At 70.0% G+C, this 15,708-nt stretch carries 16 protein-coding genes; 12 read left to right on the forward strand and 4 right to left on the reverse strand.

Features of this window, described 5'->3' with window-relative positions:
• Nucleotides 1-42 precede the first annotated feature (42 nt).
• Both ABZX02_RS37270 and ABZX02_RS37275 read left to right on the forward strand, forming a co-directional pair.
• Nucleotides 43-1,530, forward strand: coding sequence for a DUF6779 domain-containing protein (locus tag ABZX02_RS37270; RefSeq protein WP_355305661.1), 1,488 nt, complete (start codon nt 43-45; stop codon nt 1,528-1,530).
• 47 nt (nt 1,531-1,577) lie between these two features.
• A protein-coding gene (locus ABZX02_RS37275) for an IS5 family transposase (RefSeq protein ID WP_355305663.1) occupies nt 1,578-2,446 on the forward strand; the annotation gives its coding sequence in 2 pieces (ribosomal slippage) (nt 1,578-1,949 and nt 1,952-2,446; 867 coding nt in all).
• A gap of 19 nt (nt 2,447-2,465) precedes the next feature.
• Here the strand turns inward: ABZX02_RS37275 and ABZX02_RS37280 are convergent.
• Genes ABZX02_RS37280 through ABZX02_RS37290 form a run of 3 tightly spaced genes read right to left on the reverse strand, consistent with a single transcriptional unit; the run spans nt 2,466 to nt 4,936 of the window.
• A complete protein-coding gene (locus ABZX02_RS37280) occupies nt 2,466-3,551 on the reverse strand; it encodes an NADH-quinone oxidoreductase subunit D (protein ID WP_355305665.1) in 1,086 nt (361 codons plus the stop codon).
• A gap of 33 nt (nt 3,552-3,584) precedes the next feature.
• Nucleotides 3,585-4,007, reverse strand: coding sequence for a DUF1203 domain-containing protein (locus tag ABZX02_RS37285; RefSeq protein WP_355305667.1), 423 nt, complete (start codon nt 4,005-4,007; stop codon nt 3,585-3,587).
• Nucleotides 4,008-4,024: 17 nt separating this feature from the next.
• Nucleotides 4,025-4,936: an SAM-dependent methyltransferase gene (locus ABZX02_RS37290; RefSeq protein ID WP_355305669.1), complete on the reverse strand. Its 912-nt coding sequence runs from the start codon at nt 4,934-4,936 to the stop codon at nt 4,025-4,027.
• 30 nt (nt 4,937-4,966) lie between these two features.
• On the opposite strand from ABZX02_RS37290, the gene ABZX02_RS37295 reads away from it, so the two are divergent.
• The 5 genes from ABZX02_RS37295 to ABZX02_RS37315 all read left to right on the forward strand — a co-directional run bounded on the left by ABZX02_RS37295 (nt 4,967) and on the right by ABZX02_RS37315 (nt 9,286).
• On the forward strand, nt 4,967-6,112 hold the full coding sequence (locus tag ABZX02_RS37295) for a PrsW family intramembrane metalloprotease (protein WP_355305671.1): 1,146 nt from the start codon (nt 4,967-4,969) through the stop codon (nt 6,110-6,112).
• 102 nt (nt 6,113-6,214) lie between these two features.
• Complete coding sequence (locus ABZX02_RS37300; RefSeq protein WP_355305673.1) at nt 6,215-7,105, forward strand: DUF2520 domain-containing protein; 891 nt, start codon at nt 6,215-6,217, stop codon at nt 7,103-7,105.
• A 1-nt stretch (nt 7,106) separates the two neighbouring features.
• Complete coding sequence (panC, locus tag ABZX02_RS37305; RefSeq protein ID WP_355305675.1) at nt 7,107-7,997, forward strand: pantoate--beta-alanine ligase; 891 nt, start codon at nt 7,107-7,109, stop codon at nt 7,995-7,997.
• Between the two features lie 10 nt (nt 7,998-8,007).
• A complete protein-coding gene (gene panD / locus ABZX02_RS37310) occupies nt 8,008-8,478 on the forward strand; it encodes an aspartate 1-decarboxylase (protein ID WP_355305677.1) in 471 nt (156 codons plus the stop codon).
• A 10-nt stretch (nt 8,479-8,488) separates the two neighbouring features.
• Entirely contained in the window at nt 8,489-9,286 is a 798-nt protein-coding gene (locus tag ABZX02_RS37315) for a type III pantothenate kinase (protein WP_355305678.1), read from the forward strand.
• On the opposite strand, the gene ABZX02_RS37320 is transcribed toward ABZX02_RS37315, so the two are convergent.
• Entirely contained in the window at nt 9,276-10,031 is a 756-nt protein-coding gene (locus ABZX02_RS37320) for a class I SAM-dependent methyltransferase (RefSeq protein ID WP_355305680.1), read from the reverse strand. The two genes, ABZX02_RS37315 and ABZX02_RS37320, sit on opposite strands and share 11 nt — an antisense overlap.
• A 234-nt stretch (nt 10,032-10,265) precedes the next feature.
• On the opposite strand from ABZX02_RS37320, the gene lysS reads away from it, so the two are divergent.
• The 5 genes from lysS (at nt 10,266) to ABZX02_RS37345 (ending at nt 15,354) form a co-directional block, all read left to right on the forward strand.
• Nucleotides 10,266-11,720: a lysine--tRNA ligase gene (lysS, locus tag ABZX02_RS37325; protein ID WP_355305704.1), complete on the forward strand. Its 1,455-nt coding sequence runs from the start codon at nt 10,266-10,268 to the stop codon at nt 11,718-11,720.
• A gap of 115 nt (nt 11,721-11,835) precedes the next feature.
• Nucleotides 11,836-12,186, forward strand: coding sequence for an Lsr2 family protein (locus ABZX02_RS37330; RefSeq protein WP_355305682.1), 351 nt, complete (start codon nt 11,836-11,838; stop codon nt 12,184-12,186).
• Nucleotides 12,187-12,479: 293 nt separating this feature from the next.
• Entirely contained in the window at nt 12,480-13,472 is a 993-nt protein-coding gene (locus tag ABZX02_RS37335; protein WP_355305684.1) for an iron ABC transporter permease, read from the forward strand.
• 8 nt (nt 13,473-13,480) lie between these two features.
• Entirely contained in the window at nt 13,481-14,539 is a 1,059-nt protein-coding gene (locus ABZX02_RS37340; RefSeq protein ID WP_355305686.1) for an iron chelate uptake ABC transporter family permease subunit, read from the forward strand.
• A complete protein-coding gene (locus tag ABZX02_RS37345) occupies nt 14,536-15,354 on the forward strand; it encodes an ABC transporter ATP-binding protein (RefSeq protein WP_355305688.1) in 819 nt (272 codons plus the stop codon). The genes ABZX02_RS37340 and ABZX02_RS37345 overlap by 4 nt, the downstream gene beginning before the upstream one ends.
• Nucleotides 15,355-15,708: the final 354 nt, after the last annotated feature.

Raw genomic sequence — 15,708 nt, forward strand, 5'->3', positions numbered from 1 at the left:
CCGTAGGTCTCAGTCACATAACTACGCGGTACCGTAGTGCGCATGACCGGGCGAGGCGCGTCGACCGACGACGAGCAAGATGATCACGGTCGTGGCTCGGGGCGACTGCTGTTGGTAGCGGCACTGGCGCTCGCCCTCGTGGCCGCGGCGGTGCTCGTGCTGAGCGACAGCGCCCGGATGCTGCGTCTGGCCGTGGTGGCCGCGTTGTGGGCGGCTCTGGTGGGTGCCTTCCTCGCCGCGAAGTACCGCAAGCAGGTCACCGAGCGCGACGACGAGGTGGCCGACCTCCAGTCGGTCTACGAGCTCGAACTGGAGCGCGAGGTGGCCGCGCGCCGCGAGTACGAGCTCGAGATCGAGTCGGAGACCCGCAAGCGCATCGAGGAGGAGTCGCGCGCGGACATCGAGGCCCTGCGCGCCGATTTACACGCGCTGCGGGACAACCTCCAGGCGTTGCTGGGCGGTGACGTCCTCGTCGAACGCGTGGCGCTGCGCGCCGAGTCGACCCGCCTGCGTTCGCTCGCCTCCGACGCCGCGGCCCGACTGACGGCGGCGCCCGAGCAGCGCGTCATCAACGCGAAGCCGATGATCTCCGCGGCGCCCGCCGAGAAACCGTCCGAGCGCACCGAACTGATCGAGCGCGTCGCCCTCGACGCCAAGCTCCAGGCCCCCCGCCGCGAGCCGGCCCGTCCCGAGCCCGTGCGCCCGGACCCGGCCAGGAACTCGCCGCGCCCGCAGCCCGCCGTGGTCCGCCGCGAGCCCGTGAAGGCCGTGAAGCAGGAACCGGCCCGCCCGCAGCCCCGTCCCGGTGCCGCCGCCGCGTCCGTGTCTGCGCGGCTCGGCAACGCGGCCGCCCCGCAGGTCCCGCAGAAGCCCCAGCCGCCCAAGGCGCAGCCGCCGACCGTGAAGGCGCAGCCCGTGCAGGCGCAGGCCCACCGCACCGAACGCGTGCAGCGCCCGCCGCAGCCGCCGGCGCGCACCGAGAGCGTGCAGCGCCCGGAACCGAAGGCCCCCGCCGCGGTCGCGAAGTCGGTCGACGCCCGCAAGCCCGAACCGCGGTCCCGCGTGGCCGAACGCACCGAGATGATCGACCCGAAGGCGTTGAAGGCGACCGGCGGAGGCCGCCGCAGGGCCGACGACCGCGCGACCCCTGTGCAGGACAGCGGCTCTTGGGAGACGCTGAAGCCGGACGAGCCCAGCACGGGCCGCCGCACCGCGGACCAGCCGTCCCGCCGCACCGCCTCCGAGGACTCGCTGGTGTCGCTGCCCCCGGTGGGCCGCCGCTCCGCGTCCGAGCAGTCGTCGGCCCGCCTGCCCGCGGTCACACCCCGCCGTGCCCCGGCCGAGGAGCCGGTCTCCGGCCGCCGGGTGGCCGAGGACTCGTCGACCCGCCTGCCGGTGGTCTCGACGGGCCGCAGGGCCGCGCCGGAAGACCAGTCGGGCGCGCACGCGGACGGCAAGTCGGTCAGCGAGCTGCTGGCGTCCCTGGGCGGAGGCGACGCACCGCGCCGCCGCCGTCGCCGCGACGACTAGAGCCTGTCCTGTAAGTCGTTGATCTGGGCGTCTGGTATTTCTCTGCGGTGGTTGGTCGCGGTGAGTTGACGGATCGGGCGTGGGCGGCGATCGCGCCGCTGCTGCCGCCGGTGTCGGGTGGTGGGCGGCGGTGGCGTGATCACCGGCAGGTGATCAACGCGATCCTGTGGAAGCTGCGGACCGGTGCGCCGTGGCGTGACCTGCCCGAACGGTATGGGCCGTGGAAGACCGCGCATGAACGGTTGCGGTTGTGGACCAAGGACGGAACCTGGGCCCGGATCCTGGACGAGGTGATCGTCAAGGACGACTCCGTCGGCGATGTCGAGTGGGTGATCAGCGTGGACTCCAGCGTTGTGCGGGCCCATCAACACTCGGCGGGAGCCCGGAAAAAGGGGGCTGCGGAGCCGGAGTCGAAGCCCTCGCCGTCGACGGGGAAGGGCTCGGCCGGTCCCGCGGCGGGTTGAGCACCAAGATCCACCTCGCGGTCGACGGACGCGGTCTGCCGATGCGGGTGCTACTGACCGCCGGCCAGGCCGGAGACAACCCGCAACTGCTGGCGCTGCTCGACGGTATCCGCGTGCGGCGTGACGGGCCGGGCCGTCCGCGATCACGACCCGACGTCGTGATCGCGGACAAGGCCTACTCACATCCCTCAACACGGCAAGCCTTACGCCGCCGAAAGATCACGTTCGTCAGTCCGGAACGCACCGACCAGATCGCCCACCGCGCGGCCAAAGGCGCCCGCGGCGGGCGGCCACCGGCGTTCGACGCCGAGTTGTACAAGCAGCGCAACGTGGTCGAACGATGCTTCAACCGGCTCAAACAGTTCCGCGACCTCGCGACCCGCTACGCCAAGCGAGTCGCCTACTACCAGGCCGAACTCACCATCGCTGCCATTGTGCTCTGGCTCCGATGACTTACAGGACACGCACTAGTCACTTGTCGATGTCGCCGACGATGACGGCGAAGGAGCTCAGCACCGCCGGCAGGTCGTCGACCTTCGTCCCGGGCAGCAGTGCCGACAACGCCTGCACGTTGTTGAACGACGGCGTGCGCAGCTTGAGCCGCCACGGCGTCTTCTCGCCCCGCGACGACAGGTGCACGCCCGAGGTGCCCAACGGCGCCTCGACACGTGTGTAGACGGACCCCTCGGGTGCCTTGACGGCCTTGGGCAGCCGCAGGTTCACCGGCCCCGACGGCAGCTGCTCCAGACAGGCGCGGCTCAGCTCCACCGACTTCACGACCTCGTCGAGCAGACACCGGACCCGAGCCGCCGCATCGCCCTCCGTCCGCACCACGGGCGTGAACCCCAGCGACCGGTAGGCGGGCAGCGGGTCGTCGCGCCGCAGGTCGAAGTCGACTCCGCTGGCGCGGCCGATCGGCCCGGTCACGCCGTACGCCAGCGCGTCCTCGAGCGGCAGGACACCCAGGCCTTCCAGCGCCGCGAAGTCGACCTCCAGGGTGCCCACGTCCACAGTGGACAGGAACTCCGCGACCCTGGTCGTCCAGCCGGCCGGCACGTCCTCGCGCAGGCCGCCGATCCGGTTGAACATGAAGTGGATGCGCCCGCCCGACGCCTCCTCCATCAGCGCCTGCACGCCCTCGCGGTACGCGGCGGCGTTGGGGGACAACGGGGTCAGGAACACCATGTGCGCCAGCAGGCGGTTCAGCTCGCAGAGCAGCGCGCGCAGCCACTGGGCGCGAGCAGGAACGTCCATGCCCGTCATGCGTTCGACGGCCAGGGCCACCGCGAGTTCGTTGCAGAAGGCGGAAAGCCAGTCGTGGCGGTTGGCGAGCGTCAGCACCTGCCGGTAGTCGCGCACCTCGAACAGCTTCTCCGCGCCCCGGTGCAGGTGACCGACCAGCGGTTCGGCGGCGGTGATCACCAGCTCCGGCGTGACGGTCAGGCGCAGGCGGTAGGCGCCGTGGGCCGACGGGTGCAGCGGGCCCAGGTCGACCACGCGGTCCACGCCCAGGTACCGGGCGCCCGCGCCCACGCCGACGGTGATCTGCTCGCTCACCGGCCCATGGTTTCACGAGCAGGGGCGCCGGGCTCAGGCCCTGGTCACCGCGAAGAAGAAGCACCCGTGCGACAGGCTCCGCACCTGGACGGCGTCCACGGCGGGATCGTCCAGGAGGCGGCCGATCGCCTGCTCGAACGACCCGGGCTCCACCACCTCGCCGTCGTGGATCTGGCCGGCGGCGTCGTACGAGCGCAGGATCCGGGCGCTGCCGAGCAGTTCGGCGGGCAGGCGGTCGAGCGCGGGGGAGTCGGGGCACTCGACGTGCGTGAACACCGGCCCGACCTCGGCGTACGGCCCCTTCCCGAACGGCGGCGAGTACCGGAACAACCACACCGGCTCATCCGCCGAAGACTTCCGCAGGCAGCAGCGCAACGGCACGCCAGGCTCGGAGGCGCGGTACGAACGCCCGGCATCGGCGAACGACTCGGACGGCGACACGGTGTGGATTCGCATGCCCACCACGATCGTCCTCAGACCACCGAATGGCTGGCGGGATTCGGACGCCAGGGCGGCAGCGAGGGCAGCAACGCGGACACCGGCACCCCGCACCCGTGCAGCAACCACCCGAACCCGCCCAGCCCCAACGGATCCCGCAGCTCCGCGACCCGCCCGGCCCGAGCGGCGGACTCCAACCACTCCCACCCGCTACCGGTGACCTCGGAACTCAACCCCAAGGCCGCCAACGCATCCCGCTGCGACACCAGCACGAAGTCCCCACCGGCGGCGTCGGCGCAGGCGTCCAGCGCGACGTGCGCGGTGATGTCGCACGAGCCGTCGAAGACGGGCTCGACCTGCCGCCCGTCCCGGTACCCGGTGAGCGAGAAGTGCCGCGACGACACCAGGTGCCCGTAGTCGATCGCGAGCGCCGCCCCGCGCACCGAACCCACCGCGGCGGCCCAGGCGGTGTCGCGAGGCGTCCCCACCTCGGCCCAGCCGTCGCCCAGCGAAGGCCACCACCGGGTGATCCACGGATCGGACGAAGGCCCGCGCACGACCGGGCACGGGATCGCGTCGAGCCACTCGTGCCCGACCAGCAGTCCCTCACAGCGCGGGATCGTCGACGACCACCGCACACCGGGCAGGTCCACGGGAGGGCCGAGCTCGACCGCCGTCACCCGCAGCCGCGCGCCGAGAGAGCCGGACGCGAGCGACCGCACGGCGGACGCCAGCTCGCCGCCGCCCGCGCCGACGTCCACGAAGTCCACGACCGGGGGACACCCGAGCGCGGCGTCCACCCGCGACAGCAGCGTCAACAGGGCCTCGGCCAGCTCCGGACCGACCAGCGGGGACGTGCGGAAGTGCGCGGCGGGCTTCTCGCCGCGGGTGAAAAAGCCGGCCGGCCCGTACAGCGCGGCGTGCCAAGCGGCTTCCCAGTCGAACATCGGACAAGTGTGCATCTAAGGTCATTTCCCGTGACCGACGCCGACCTCACGCCGACGCCGACGAAGAAGCGCATCGAGCAGCGCCGCTGGACCGTCCTGTTCCCCGTCGTGGCGCTGATCGCGCTGGCCGCGGCAGGGCTGGTGCTGTTCGCCCTGGGCACGTCGAGCATCGGCATCGAGCCGCTGCTGGTCGGTGCCGCGGCGGCGCTGATCCCCGTCGCGTTCGTGGTGAGCGCGTTCCTGTGGATCGACCGCTGGGAGCCGGAACCGGCGAAGATGCTGCTCTTCGCGTTCGTCTGGGGCTCGTGCGGCGCGACCATCAGCTCGCTCGCGTTCAACCAGACGTCCAGGGTGCTCGGCGACCTGCTGACCAACGACGGCACGACGTTCACCGCCGTCGTGGGCGCCCCGATCGTCGAGGAGGCCACCAAGGCCGTGTTCCTCGTCGTCGTGTTCCTCCGCCGCCGCCACGAGTTCGACGGCGTCGTGGACGGCATGGTCTACGCCGGCATCACAGCCGCGGGCTTCGCGTTCACCGAGAACATCTGGTACTTCGGCCGGGTCTTCCTGGAGAACGGCCTCGGCAACATGAGCGGCGGCGTGATCGCGCTGTTCGTGCTGCGCGGGGTGCTGTCGCCGTTCGCGCACCCGCTCTTCACGGCCATGACCGGCATCGGTGTCGGCATCGCGGCGACCACGAGCAACTCCACGGTCCGCGTCGTCGCGCCGATCGGCGGCTACCTCGCGGCCGTCGGGCTGCACTCGCTGTGGAACTTCTCGACCACGGTCGGCACCGGTTCGGACTTCATCAACCTCTACTTCCTGATCATGGTCCCCGTGTTCGCGGGTGCGGTCGGGATCGTGGTGTGGCAGCGTCGCCGGGAACAGCGGATCGTGGCGGGGCAGCTCGCCGCGATGGCGCAGAACCGATGGATCGCCAACAGCGAGGTCGCGCTGCTCGCGAGCCTGAACGGTCGCCGCAACTGGCTGCGGGCGGTCAAGCGCAAGTCCGGCGAGGGCTCGGTCAAGGCGGTGCGGAGCTACCAGATCGCGGTCACCGAACTGGCCTTCCTGCGGCACCGCATCGAACAGGGAACAGCCGGTCAGAGCGCCGAGCAGCGCCACGGGGTGCTGCTCGACACGCTGCACGCCGCCAGGGCCGCCGCCCGCCGGTGAAACCGGTCACCGACCGGGCACACGGGCGAAACGCGGAGCTACCCTCGGCGGCGTCGTCTGGTACCCGAGCCCGGGACTGGAACGTCAGAAGGAGTTAGTCGCATGGACGCGACCCCACGTCCGGCGAGGCTCGCCGTCGGTGTCATCTCGGCAGGCCGCGTCGGTTCCGTGCTGGGCGCCGCGCTGGCCAGGACCGGCCACGTGGTGACCGGCGTCTCCGCCGTCTCGCAGGCCTCCCGCAACCGCGCCGAGGAGCTGCTGCCCGGAGTTCCGCTCGCCGACCCCACCGAGGTCGCCGCACGTGCCGACCTGGTGCTGCTCGCCGTGCCGGACGACGCGCTGGAAGGCCTGGTCAAGGGCCTGGTCGCGACGGGCTCGCTGCGTGCGGGCCAGATCGTCGTGCACACCAGCGGCGCGCAGGGCGTCGAGGTCCTGAGGCCCGCCGCCGAACTCGGCGCGCTCACGCTCGCGCTGCACCCCGTCATGACGTTCACCGGCCGGTCCGAGGACCTGCAGCGGATGAACGCCGCGTGCGTCGGCGTCACGGCCGCGGACGGCGACGAGGTGGCCTGGAGCGTCGGCGAGGCCCTGGTCGTCGAGATGGACGCGGACCCGGTCCGGGTGCCGGAATCCGTCCGCCCGCTCTACCACGCGGCACTGGCGCACGGCGCGAACCACCTGATCACGCTGGTCCGGGACGCCGCCGACGTGCTCACCAACGCGGGCGTCGCCAACGCCGAGCGCCTGCTCGGCCCCCTGCTGTCCGCCGCGCTCGACAACGCGCTGCGCCACGGCGACCGCGCCCTCACCGGTCCGGTCGCCCGCGGCGACACGGGTACCTTGCGCAAGCACCTCGACGTGCTCGCGCAGCGGGCACCCGAGACCCTGCCCAGCTACCGCGTGCTCGCCCGCCGCACCGCCGAGCGGGCCGAGGACTCCGGGCTGCTCAAGCCCGACGCGGCCCACGACGTTCGCACCACTCTCGAGGACTGACGTGACGAAGCCACTGACCAAGGACGACTACCGCCCGGACGACGTCACGGTGCACCGCGATCCCGCGCGGCTCAACCGGGTCGTGAAGGCGCTGCGGGCCGCCGGCCGCAACGTCGCGCTGGTGCCGACGATGGGCGCCCTGCACGCGGGTCACCGCCAGCTGATCCGCGAGGCGAAGGTCATGCAGAACACGGTGATCGTCGTGTCGATCTTCGTGAACCCCCTGCAGTTCGGGGCGAACGAGGACCTCGACCAGTACCCGCGCCAGTTCGAGTCCGATGTGGACATCTGCCGCGAGGAGCGCGTGGGCCTGGTCTTCGCGCCGTCCGTCGAGGACATGTACCCCGAGGGCGCGCAGGTGACCGTGCACCCCGGACCGCTCGGCGACGAGTTGGAGGGCGCGGTGCGTCCCGGCCACTTCGCCGGCGTGCTCACGGTCGTGGCGAAGCTGTTCAACATCGTGCAGCCCACGTACGCGGTGTTCGGGCAGAAGGACTACCAGCAGCTCCAGCTGATCCACAAGATGGCGCGGGACCTCGACTTCCCGCTGGACGTCGTCGGTGTGCCGACCGTCCGCGAGCACGACGGCCTCGCGCTGTCGTCCCGCAACACCTACCTCACGCCGGAGCAGCGCCAGCACGCCGTGACGCTGTCGGCCGCGCTGACCGCGGGCGCCCACGTCAGCTCGAAGGGCGCGGACGCGGTGCTCGAGGCCGCGCACGAGGTGCTGGCCCAGGTGCCCGAGGTCGAGCTCGACTACCTGGAACTGCGCGGGGTCGACCTCGGCCCCGCGCCGGAGAACGGCGACGCGCGGCTGCTGGTCGCGGCCCGCGTCGGTGCCACCCGCCTGATCGACAACATCGCGGTGTTGCTCGGAGAAGGCGACGAGTAGGGGGAACGACATGGTTCGCACGATGCTGAAGTCCAAGATCCACCGCGCCACCGTGACGCAGGCCGACCTGCACTACGTCGGCTCGGTGACCGTGGACGAGGACCTGATGGAGGCCGCCGACCTGCTGGCGGGCGAACAGGTCGCCATCGTCGACGTCACCAACGGCGCGCGCCTGGAGACCTACGTGATCCCCGGCGAGCGCGGCACCGGCGTGCTGGGCATCAACGGCGCGGCGGCGCACCTCGTGCACCCCGGCGACATCGTGATCCTGATCGCGTACGGGCAGATGGACGACGCCGAGGCGCGCGCGTACAAGCCGCGCGTCGTCTTCGTGGACGCCGACAACAAGGTCGTGGACCTCGGTGCCGACCCGGCGCACGCGCCCGAGGGGTCCGGACTGGTGAACGGCTCCACGAGCGCGCCTTCTTCTGAGACCGTGGAAGCGACCGCGCTGGACGCGTTGATCAAGACCGAGAACTGAGGAACACACCGTGCTGCTCGCCATCGACGTCGGCAACACCAACATCGTGCTCGGTCTGTACGACGGGGTCGGCGACTCGGCCCCGCTCGTGCGCGACTGGCGCATGCGGACCGACGCCAGGATGACCGCCGACGAGCTCGCGCTGACCATGCGCGGCCTGCTCGGCGAGTACGCCGACAAGATCACCGGCATCTCCGCGCTGTCCACCGTGCCCGCGGTGCTGCGCGAGCTGCGGGTCATGCTCGGCCGCTACTACGACGCCGTGCCGAAGATCCTGGTGGAGCCGGGCGTGAAGACCGGCGTCCCGCTGCTCGTCGACAACCCGAAGGAGGTGGGTTCGGACCGCGTGATCAACACGCTGGCCGCGCACCACCTCTACGCGACCTCGTGCATCGTGGTCGACTTCGGCACGTCCACGAACCTCGACGTGATCTCGTCGCGCGGCGAGTTCCTCGGCGGCGCGCTGGCGCCGGGCATCGAGATCTCGGTCGACGCCCTCGCCGCGCGCGCCGCCCAGCTGCGCAAGGTCGAGCTGGTCCGGCCGCGCAACGTGATCGGCAAGAACACCGTGGAGTGCCTGCAGTCCGGCATCGTCTACGGGTTCGTCGGCCAGGTGGACGGGCTGGTGCGCAAGATCACCGAGGAGCTCCAGCAGACCGATCCCGGTCCGGTGACCGTGATCGCCACCGGCGGCCTCGCGCCGCTGGTGGTCTCGGAGTCCTCGACGATCGCGCACCACGTGCCCGACCTGACCCTGCTGGGGTTGCGCATGGTCTTCGAGCGCAACCTGCCCGCGGCTACTCGCTGACGCGCACCATCCGGAGCACCTCCGCGCGCAGGGGGACGTCGAACGGCCCGTTCGACGTCTCCGGGCGTTCGCGGAGGTAGGCGAGCATCTTCTCGTTGATCGCGGCCCGCTCCTCGGCCTCGATGACGAGCAGGCGGGAGTGCGTGTTGATCCACGCGACCGCCGCCTCCGGCGAGTTGCGGCGGTGGCTGTGCGGGAAGTGCGCGCGCTCCTCCGGCGTGAACGACGGGTGCGCCGTGATCGCCACCGGGTCGTTGCGCTGCGACTCGACGCTGGTCGCCGAGACCTGCTCCAGTTCGCGCACCCACTCGACGTCCGTGACCGGCTCGGTCCACATGGCCGCCAGCACACCGCCGGGCCGCAGCACCCGTGCGATCTCGGGCAGGGCCTTCTCCTGGTCGAACCAGTGGAACGCGGTGCCGACGAACACCGCGTCGACGGTCTGGTCCGGCACCGGGATGTGCTCCGCGTGGCCGGGTAGCGCACGCACGCCGTGCACGCGGCGGACCAGTTCGGACAGCATCTGCTCGTTGGGCTCCACGGCCGTCACGCGGTGGCCCTCCGCGCACAGCACCGCGGTCAGCTTGCCGGTGCCGGCGGCCAGGTCGAGCACGTCGAGTCGCTCGGTCGTGCCCAGCGGCTCCAGTGCCCACCGGATCGCCGCCACGGGATAGTCAGGCCGGTGTTCGGCGTAGGCCTCGGCCTGCGCGCCGAACGAGTCCGCTCGCCTCGCGTGTAGATCCATCACCCCAACTTAGTGACTGGACCGGCCCCCAGAATGGTTTGGGGCCGTTCTTCGCGGCTCCGGGTGAGCCGATTCGCACGTCTGCCGTAGCGCGGGTCACCCGCCGGTGTCGTGGTGCGCTCGGGGAACGGGTATCCGGTTCGCTTCGGCCTCACCGGTGTCCGTACCCTTCTCCGCGTGAGTGAGCAGCCGAAGCAAAACCTCGTGACCAGCGAAGAAGACCTGCCAGAGCAGATGCGCGTGCGCCGGGAGAAGCGTGCGCGGCTGCTCGCTTCCGGCAAGGAGCCGTATCCCGTCGAAGTCGCGCGCACGCACACGTTGCGCGAGGTCCGCGACGCGCACCCCGAGCTCGAACCCGACACGCAGACCGGCCAGCAGGTCGGCGTCACCGGCCGCGTGATGTTCCTGCGCAACACCGGAAAGCTGTGCTTCGCGACGTTGCGCGAAGGTGACGGCACCGAACTGCAGGCGATGCTGAGCCTCGCCGGTGTGGGTGAAGAAGCGCTTTCCGAGTGGAAGTCCGACGTCGACCTCGGCGACCACGTTTTCGTGAGCGGTGAGGTCATCAGCTCGCGCCGCGGCGAGCTTTCCGTGATGGCCGACTCGTGGCAGCTGACGTCGAAGTCGCTGCGCCCGTTGCCGACCCTGCACCAGGAACTCGGCGAGGAAACCCGCATTCGTCAGCGATACGTCGACCTGATCGTGCGGCCGATGGCGCGCGACACTGTTCGGACCCGTGCGAACGTGGTTCGTTCTCTGCGCGACTCGTTCCACCGGCGTGGATTCCTCGAAGTCGAGACGCCGATGTTGCAGACGCTGCAGGGCGGTGCTTCGGCGCGTCCGTTCATCACGCACTCGAACGCGCTCGACATCGACCTGTTCCTGCGCATCGCGCCGGAGCTCTACTTGAAGCGCTGCGTCGTCGGCGGCATCGAGAAGGTCTTCGAGATCAACCGCAACTTCCGCAACGAGGGCGTGGACTCGTCGCATTCGCCCGAGTTTTCGATGCTCGAGTACTACGAGGCCTACGCCACGTACGACTCGAACGCCGTACTGACGCGTGAGCTCATCCAGGAAGCGGCCGAAGCCGTGACCGGTTCTCAGATCGTCACGTTGGCGGACGGCTCCGAGTACGACCTCTCGGGTGAATGGACGACGCTCAGCATCTACGAGTCGTTGTCGGATGCTGTTGGTGAGGAAATCACCCCCGAGACGCCGGCCGAGGTCCTGCGCAAGCTTTGTGACCGCCACGAACTCGAGGTGAACCCGAAGTTCGGGCACGGCAAGCTGGTCGAGGAGCTGTGGGAGCACCTGGTGTGCGACTCGCTCTACGCGCCGACGTTCGTGCGCGACTACCCGGTCGAGACGTCGCCCCTGACCAGGCAGCACCGCACCAAGCCGGGTGTCGCCGAAAAGTGGGATCTCTACGTCCGCGGATTCGAACTGGGAACGGGTTACTCCGAACTGGTGGACCCGGTCATCGAGCGGGAACGCCTCGAAGCGCAGGCGCGTCTTGCGGCCGCCGGCGACAACGAGGCCATGCCGGTCGACGAAGACTTTCTGCGATCACTGGAGTACGGAATGCCACCGAGTGGTGGCGTCGGAATGGGTATCGATCGGCTCCTGATGGCGCTCACCGGTCTGGGTATCCGGGAGACCATCTTGTTCCCGCTCGTTCGCCCTGAATGAGCAACTTTTCGGGATGTCGATAGGTGCAATGCGGCACCCGTGCGCTAACCTGCCTCGCAGAAGGCTTTAGTTGGCGACGCGGGTGACCGCGCATTCGGGGTCCTGGAGGATACGCATGGCGCAGAAGGTCACGGTGACCCTCGTCGACGATCTGGACGGTTCCACTGCTGAGGAGACCGTCGAGTTCGGACTGGACGGTGTCGCCTACACGATCGACCTTTCCTCGGGTAATGCGGGCAAACTTCGCGACGCGTTGGCCGACTTCGTGGGAAGTGCACGTCGTGCGGGTGGCCGCAAGCGCGTTGGACCCGGTCGTCCGGCCGGGGTGAAGGCAGCGCGTCCGGCATCGGCGGATCGCGAGCAGAACCAGGCCATTCGCGAGTGGGCCCGCAAGCAGGGCATGAAGGTGTCGGACCGCGGCCGCATCCCGGCCGAGGTGCTCGACGCGTACCACCAGCAGGGCTGAAATTCGGCAAAACACGAAGGGGTTCCGGGGAAGATTCCTCGGAACCCCTTCGTGCTATTTGAGTGACTGATCAACTACCGCCCGGCAGAACGGTGCTGTCCAAACGAGATCGGTGAACGCTCTTGCCGCCGACTTTTTAGTTGATCCGACAACGTGTTCGCCGAATATTCCTTTCCGATCTTCCCGGGCGCGTTCTGGTGGCGGTGTGACCCGGAACCCGCGCCCTGCGACTCGGTCCTACCAGGCGGTTCGGTTAGGCTTACCTCTCCTGATCTGGTCGAGGAGGGTGGGCCTTGGGGCGTAGGTCGTTGGGCCTGCTCTTGCTGCTGGTCGTGCTGGTCGCCGTGTGCGTGGCGAGCATCGCGATCGGCTCGAAGGAGATCCCGCTGTCCGGGGTCTGGCACGGTCTCTTCACGCCGACCGGTGTCGAGGACGACGTGGTGATCCGCGAACTGCGGATCCCGCGGACGTTGCTCGGCGTCGCGGTGGGCATCGCGCTCGGTGTGGGTGGCGCTCTCATGCAGGGCCACACGCGCAACCCGCTGGCCGACCCCGGCATCCTCGGCGTCACCAGCGGCGCGGCCCTGTCGGTCGTGCTCTCGATCTTCCTGCTCGGGGTGAGCTCGCTGGTGGGCTACATCTGGTTCGCCTTCGCCGGCGCGATGATCGCGAGCGTGCTGGTGTTCCTGCTCGGGTCGGCGGGGCGCGGCGGGCCGTCGCCCGTGACGCTGGCGCTGGCCGGTGCCGCGGTCTCCGCGCTGATGAGCGGCCTGGTGTCCGCCATCGTGCTGATCGACCAGCAGTCGCTCGACGCGTTCCGGTTCTGGCAGGTCGGCGCGATCGCCGGCCGTGACCTGGCGGTGTTCTCGCAGGTGGCGCCGTTCCTGCTCACCGGGTTGCTCGTCGCTGCCCTCAACGCTCCCGGGCTGAACGCCATGTCGCTCGGCGAGGACGTGGCCAAGTCGCTGGGCGTCGACGTCAAACGCACGCGCGGGCTGGGCATCTTCGCGATCACGCTGCTGGTCGGAGGGGCGGTCGCCGCGTGCGGGCCGATCGGGTTCCTCGGGCTCGTGGTGCCGCACGTCGCGAGGGCCATCACCGGCCCGGACTACCGCTGGATCCTGCCGTACTCCGCACTGCTCGGAGCGATCCTGATCCTGTTCGCGGACATCGTCGGCCGGGTGGTCGCCCGTCCGTCGGAGGTGGAGGTCGGTGTGATGCTGGCGCTGATCGGCGCGCCGTTCTTCATCTACCTGGTGCGGCGCAAGAAGCTGGTGAAGATTTGACGGCCGGGGTGAAGGTCAGGGCGCGTTCCCTGCGCGTGGGCGCCACCTCGTTCCGGGTGCGCCCGCGCCCGTTGCTGGTGGTGGCGGCATCGCTGGTGGTGCTGGCCGCCTTGCTGGTCGTCGACGTCATGATCGGCGACTTCCCGCTGACCGCGACCCAGGTCGTCGACGTGCTGCTCGGCGGAGGCACCCGCCGCGACCAGTTCGTGGTGATGGAGCTGCGGATGCCGCGCGCGTTGACCGGCCTGCTGGTCGGCGGCGCGCTGGGCCTGTCCGGCGCGATCTTCCAGGCCATCGTCCGCAACCCGCTCGCCTCGCCGGACCTCCTGGGCGTGACCTGGGGCGCGGGCGTCGGCGCGGTCACGGTGATCACCTTCGCGGGCAGCCTGGGCGTGGTGACCGGCAGCGCGGCGTCGGTCGGCGTCCCGCTGGCGGCCCTGCTGGGTGGGTTGTTCGCCGGCCTGCTGGTCTACGGCCTCGCGTGGCGGCAGGGCATCGAGGGCTTCCGGATGGTGCTGGTCGGCATCGGCATCACCGCCGTCGCCAGCTCCTTCACGCACTACCTGCTGACCGTCGGCGACGTCCTGGACGCGGGCCGCGCGATGGTGTGGATCACCGGCTCCCTGAACGGCCGCGGCTGGGAACACGTCGTGCCCGTCGGGATCGCGCTGGCGGTGCTCATCCCGACGGCCCTGATCGGCGGCCACGTGCTGGGCGCCCTGCAGTTCGACGACCAGACCGCACGCGGCCTGGGCATCCGGGTCGACGCCGCCCGGTCGTTCCTGATCATCGTGGCGATCGTGCTGGCCTCCGTCGCCACCGCCGGCGCGGGCCCGATCGCCTTCGTGGCCCTGGCCGCACCGCAGATCGCGTTGAGGCTGTCGGGCACGGCCCAGCCGCCGTTGTTCGGCTCGGTGGTGGTCGGCGGCGCGCTGGTCATGCTCTCGGACCTGGTCGCGCGCACGATCTACAAGACCGAACTGCCGGTCGGTGTCGTCACCGCCGTGCTCGGCGCGCCCTACCTGATGTTCCTGTTGATCCGAAGCCGCCGGGAGGCGCGGGTATGAGTGTGCGTCTTGAGGCTTCGTCGCTGTCCGTCGGCTACGGGGAGCGGCTGGTCGTCGACTCGCTGGACCTGTCCGTCCTGGACGGCACCGTGACCGCGGTGATCGGCCCGAACGGGTGCGGCAAGTCGACCCTGCTGAAGGCTCTCGGGCGGTTGCTGCCCGCGCGGTCCGGTGCGGTGCTGCTGGACGGGCAGAAGATCTCCTCGATGTCCACTCGCGACGTTGCCCGGGTGCTGGGGATGTTGCCGCAGTCGCCTGCCGCGCCGGAGGGGTTGACGGTCGCGGATCTTGTCGCGCGCGGGCGGCATCCTCATCAGGCCTGGTACCGGCAGTGGTCTTCTGATGACGCGGCCGCTGTCGACGCCGCGTTGGAGATGACCGGGATTCTCGATCTGGCTGATCGGACCGTGGACGAGTTGTCCGGGGGGCAGCGGCAGCGGGCCTGGATTTCCATGGCTCTTGCGCAGGGGACCGATCTGTTGCTGTTGGACGAGCCCACCACTTATCTGGATCTTGCGCATCAGATCGATGTGCTGGATTTGGTGCAGGAGTTGCACGCCTCTATGGGGCGGACTGTGGTGATGGTGTTGCACGACCTGAACTTGGCTGCTCGGTATGCGGATCATGTGGTTGCGATGCGGGGTGGGCGGGTGGTGGCTTCCGGGACGCCCGCCGAGGTGTTGACCGAGGAGATGTTGTTGGAGGTGTTCGGGTTGGATGCTCGGGTTGTCGAGGATCCGGTTTCCGGGACGCCGTTGGTCGTGCCGGTGGGGTCTCGGCATCGGTTGCCGGAGGATGTCGGACCTGCTGAGTAGGTTGAGATGTAGGGGTTCCCGATTCGGGGGGACGCCTGCGTCAGCTTGGGCTTGGGGCGTTTGTGGCGCGCCTGTTGCGTTGGTGGTGCCTTGTCGTGGGCGGGCGCCTGTTGCGTGCTTCCCCTGGGGGCTCTGCCCCCAGACCCCCGGCAATCTGATCAGGGGGCCAGCGCTGTGGGCGGGTTGATGGCACGCCTGCTGCGTAGAGCGGCTGCCTGTTGCTTGGTTTGGGCGGCTCGGCGGTGGGGTCCCATCACGAGCCGCACCAAGAGCGGGCCACACGTGAAGAGGGGTGGGAACACGGAACCCGAGTAGTCGAGGTGTAACCCCACATCAAAATACGCAAAAGCGAAG

Source organism: Lentzea sp. NPDC003310, assembly GCF_040610935.1.
GTDB lineage: Bacteria > Actinomycetota > Actinomycetes > Mycobacteriales > Pseudonocardiaceae > Lentzea.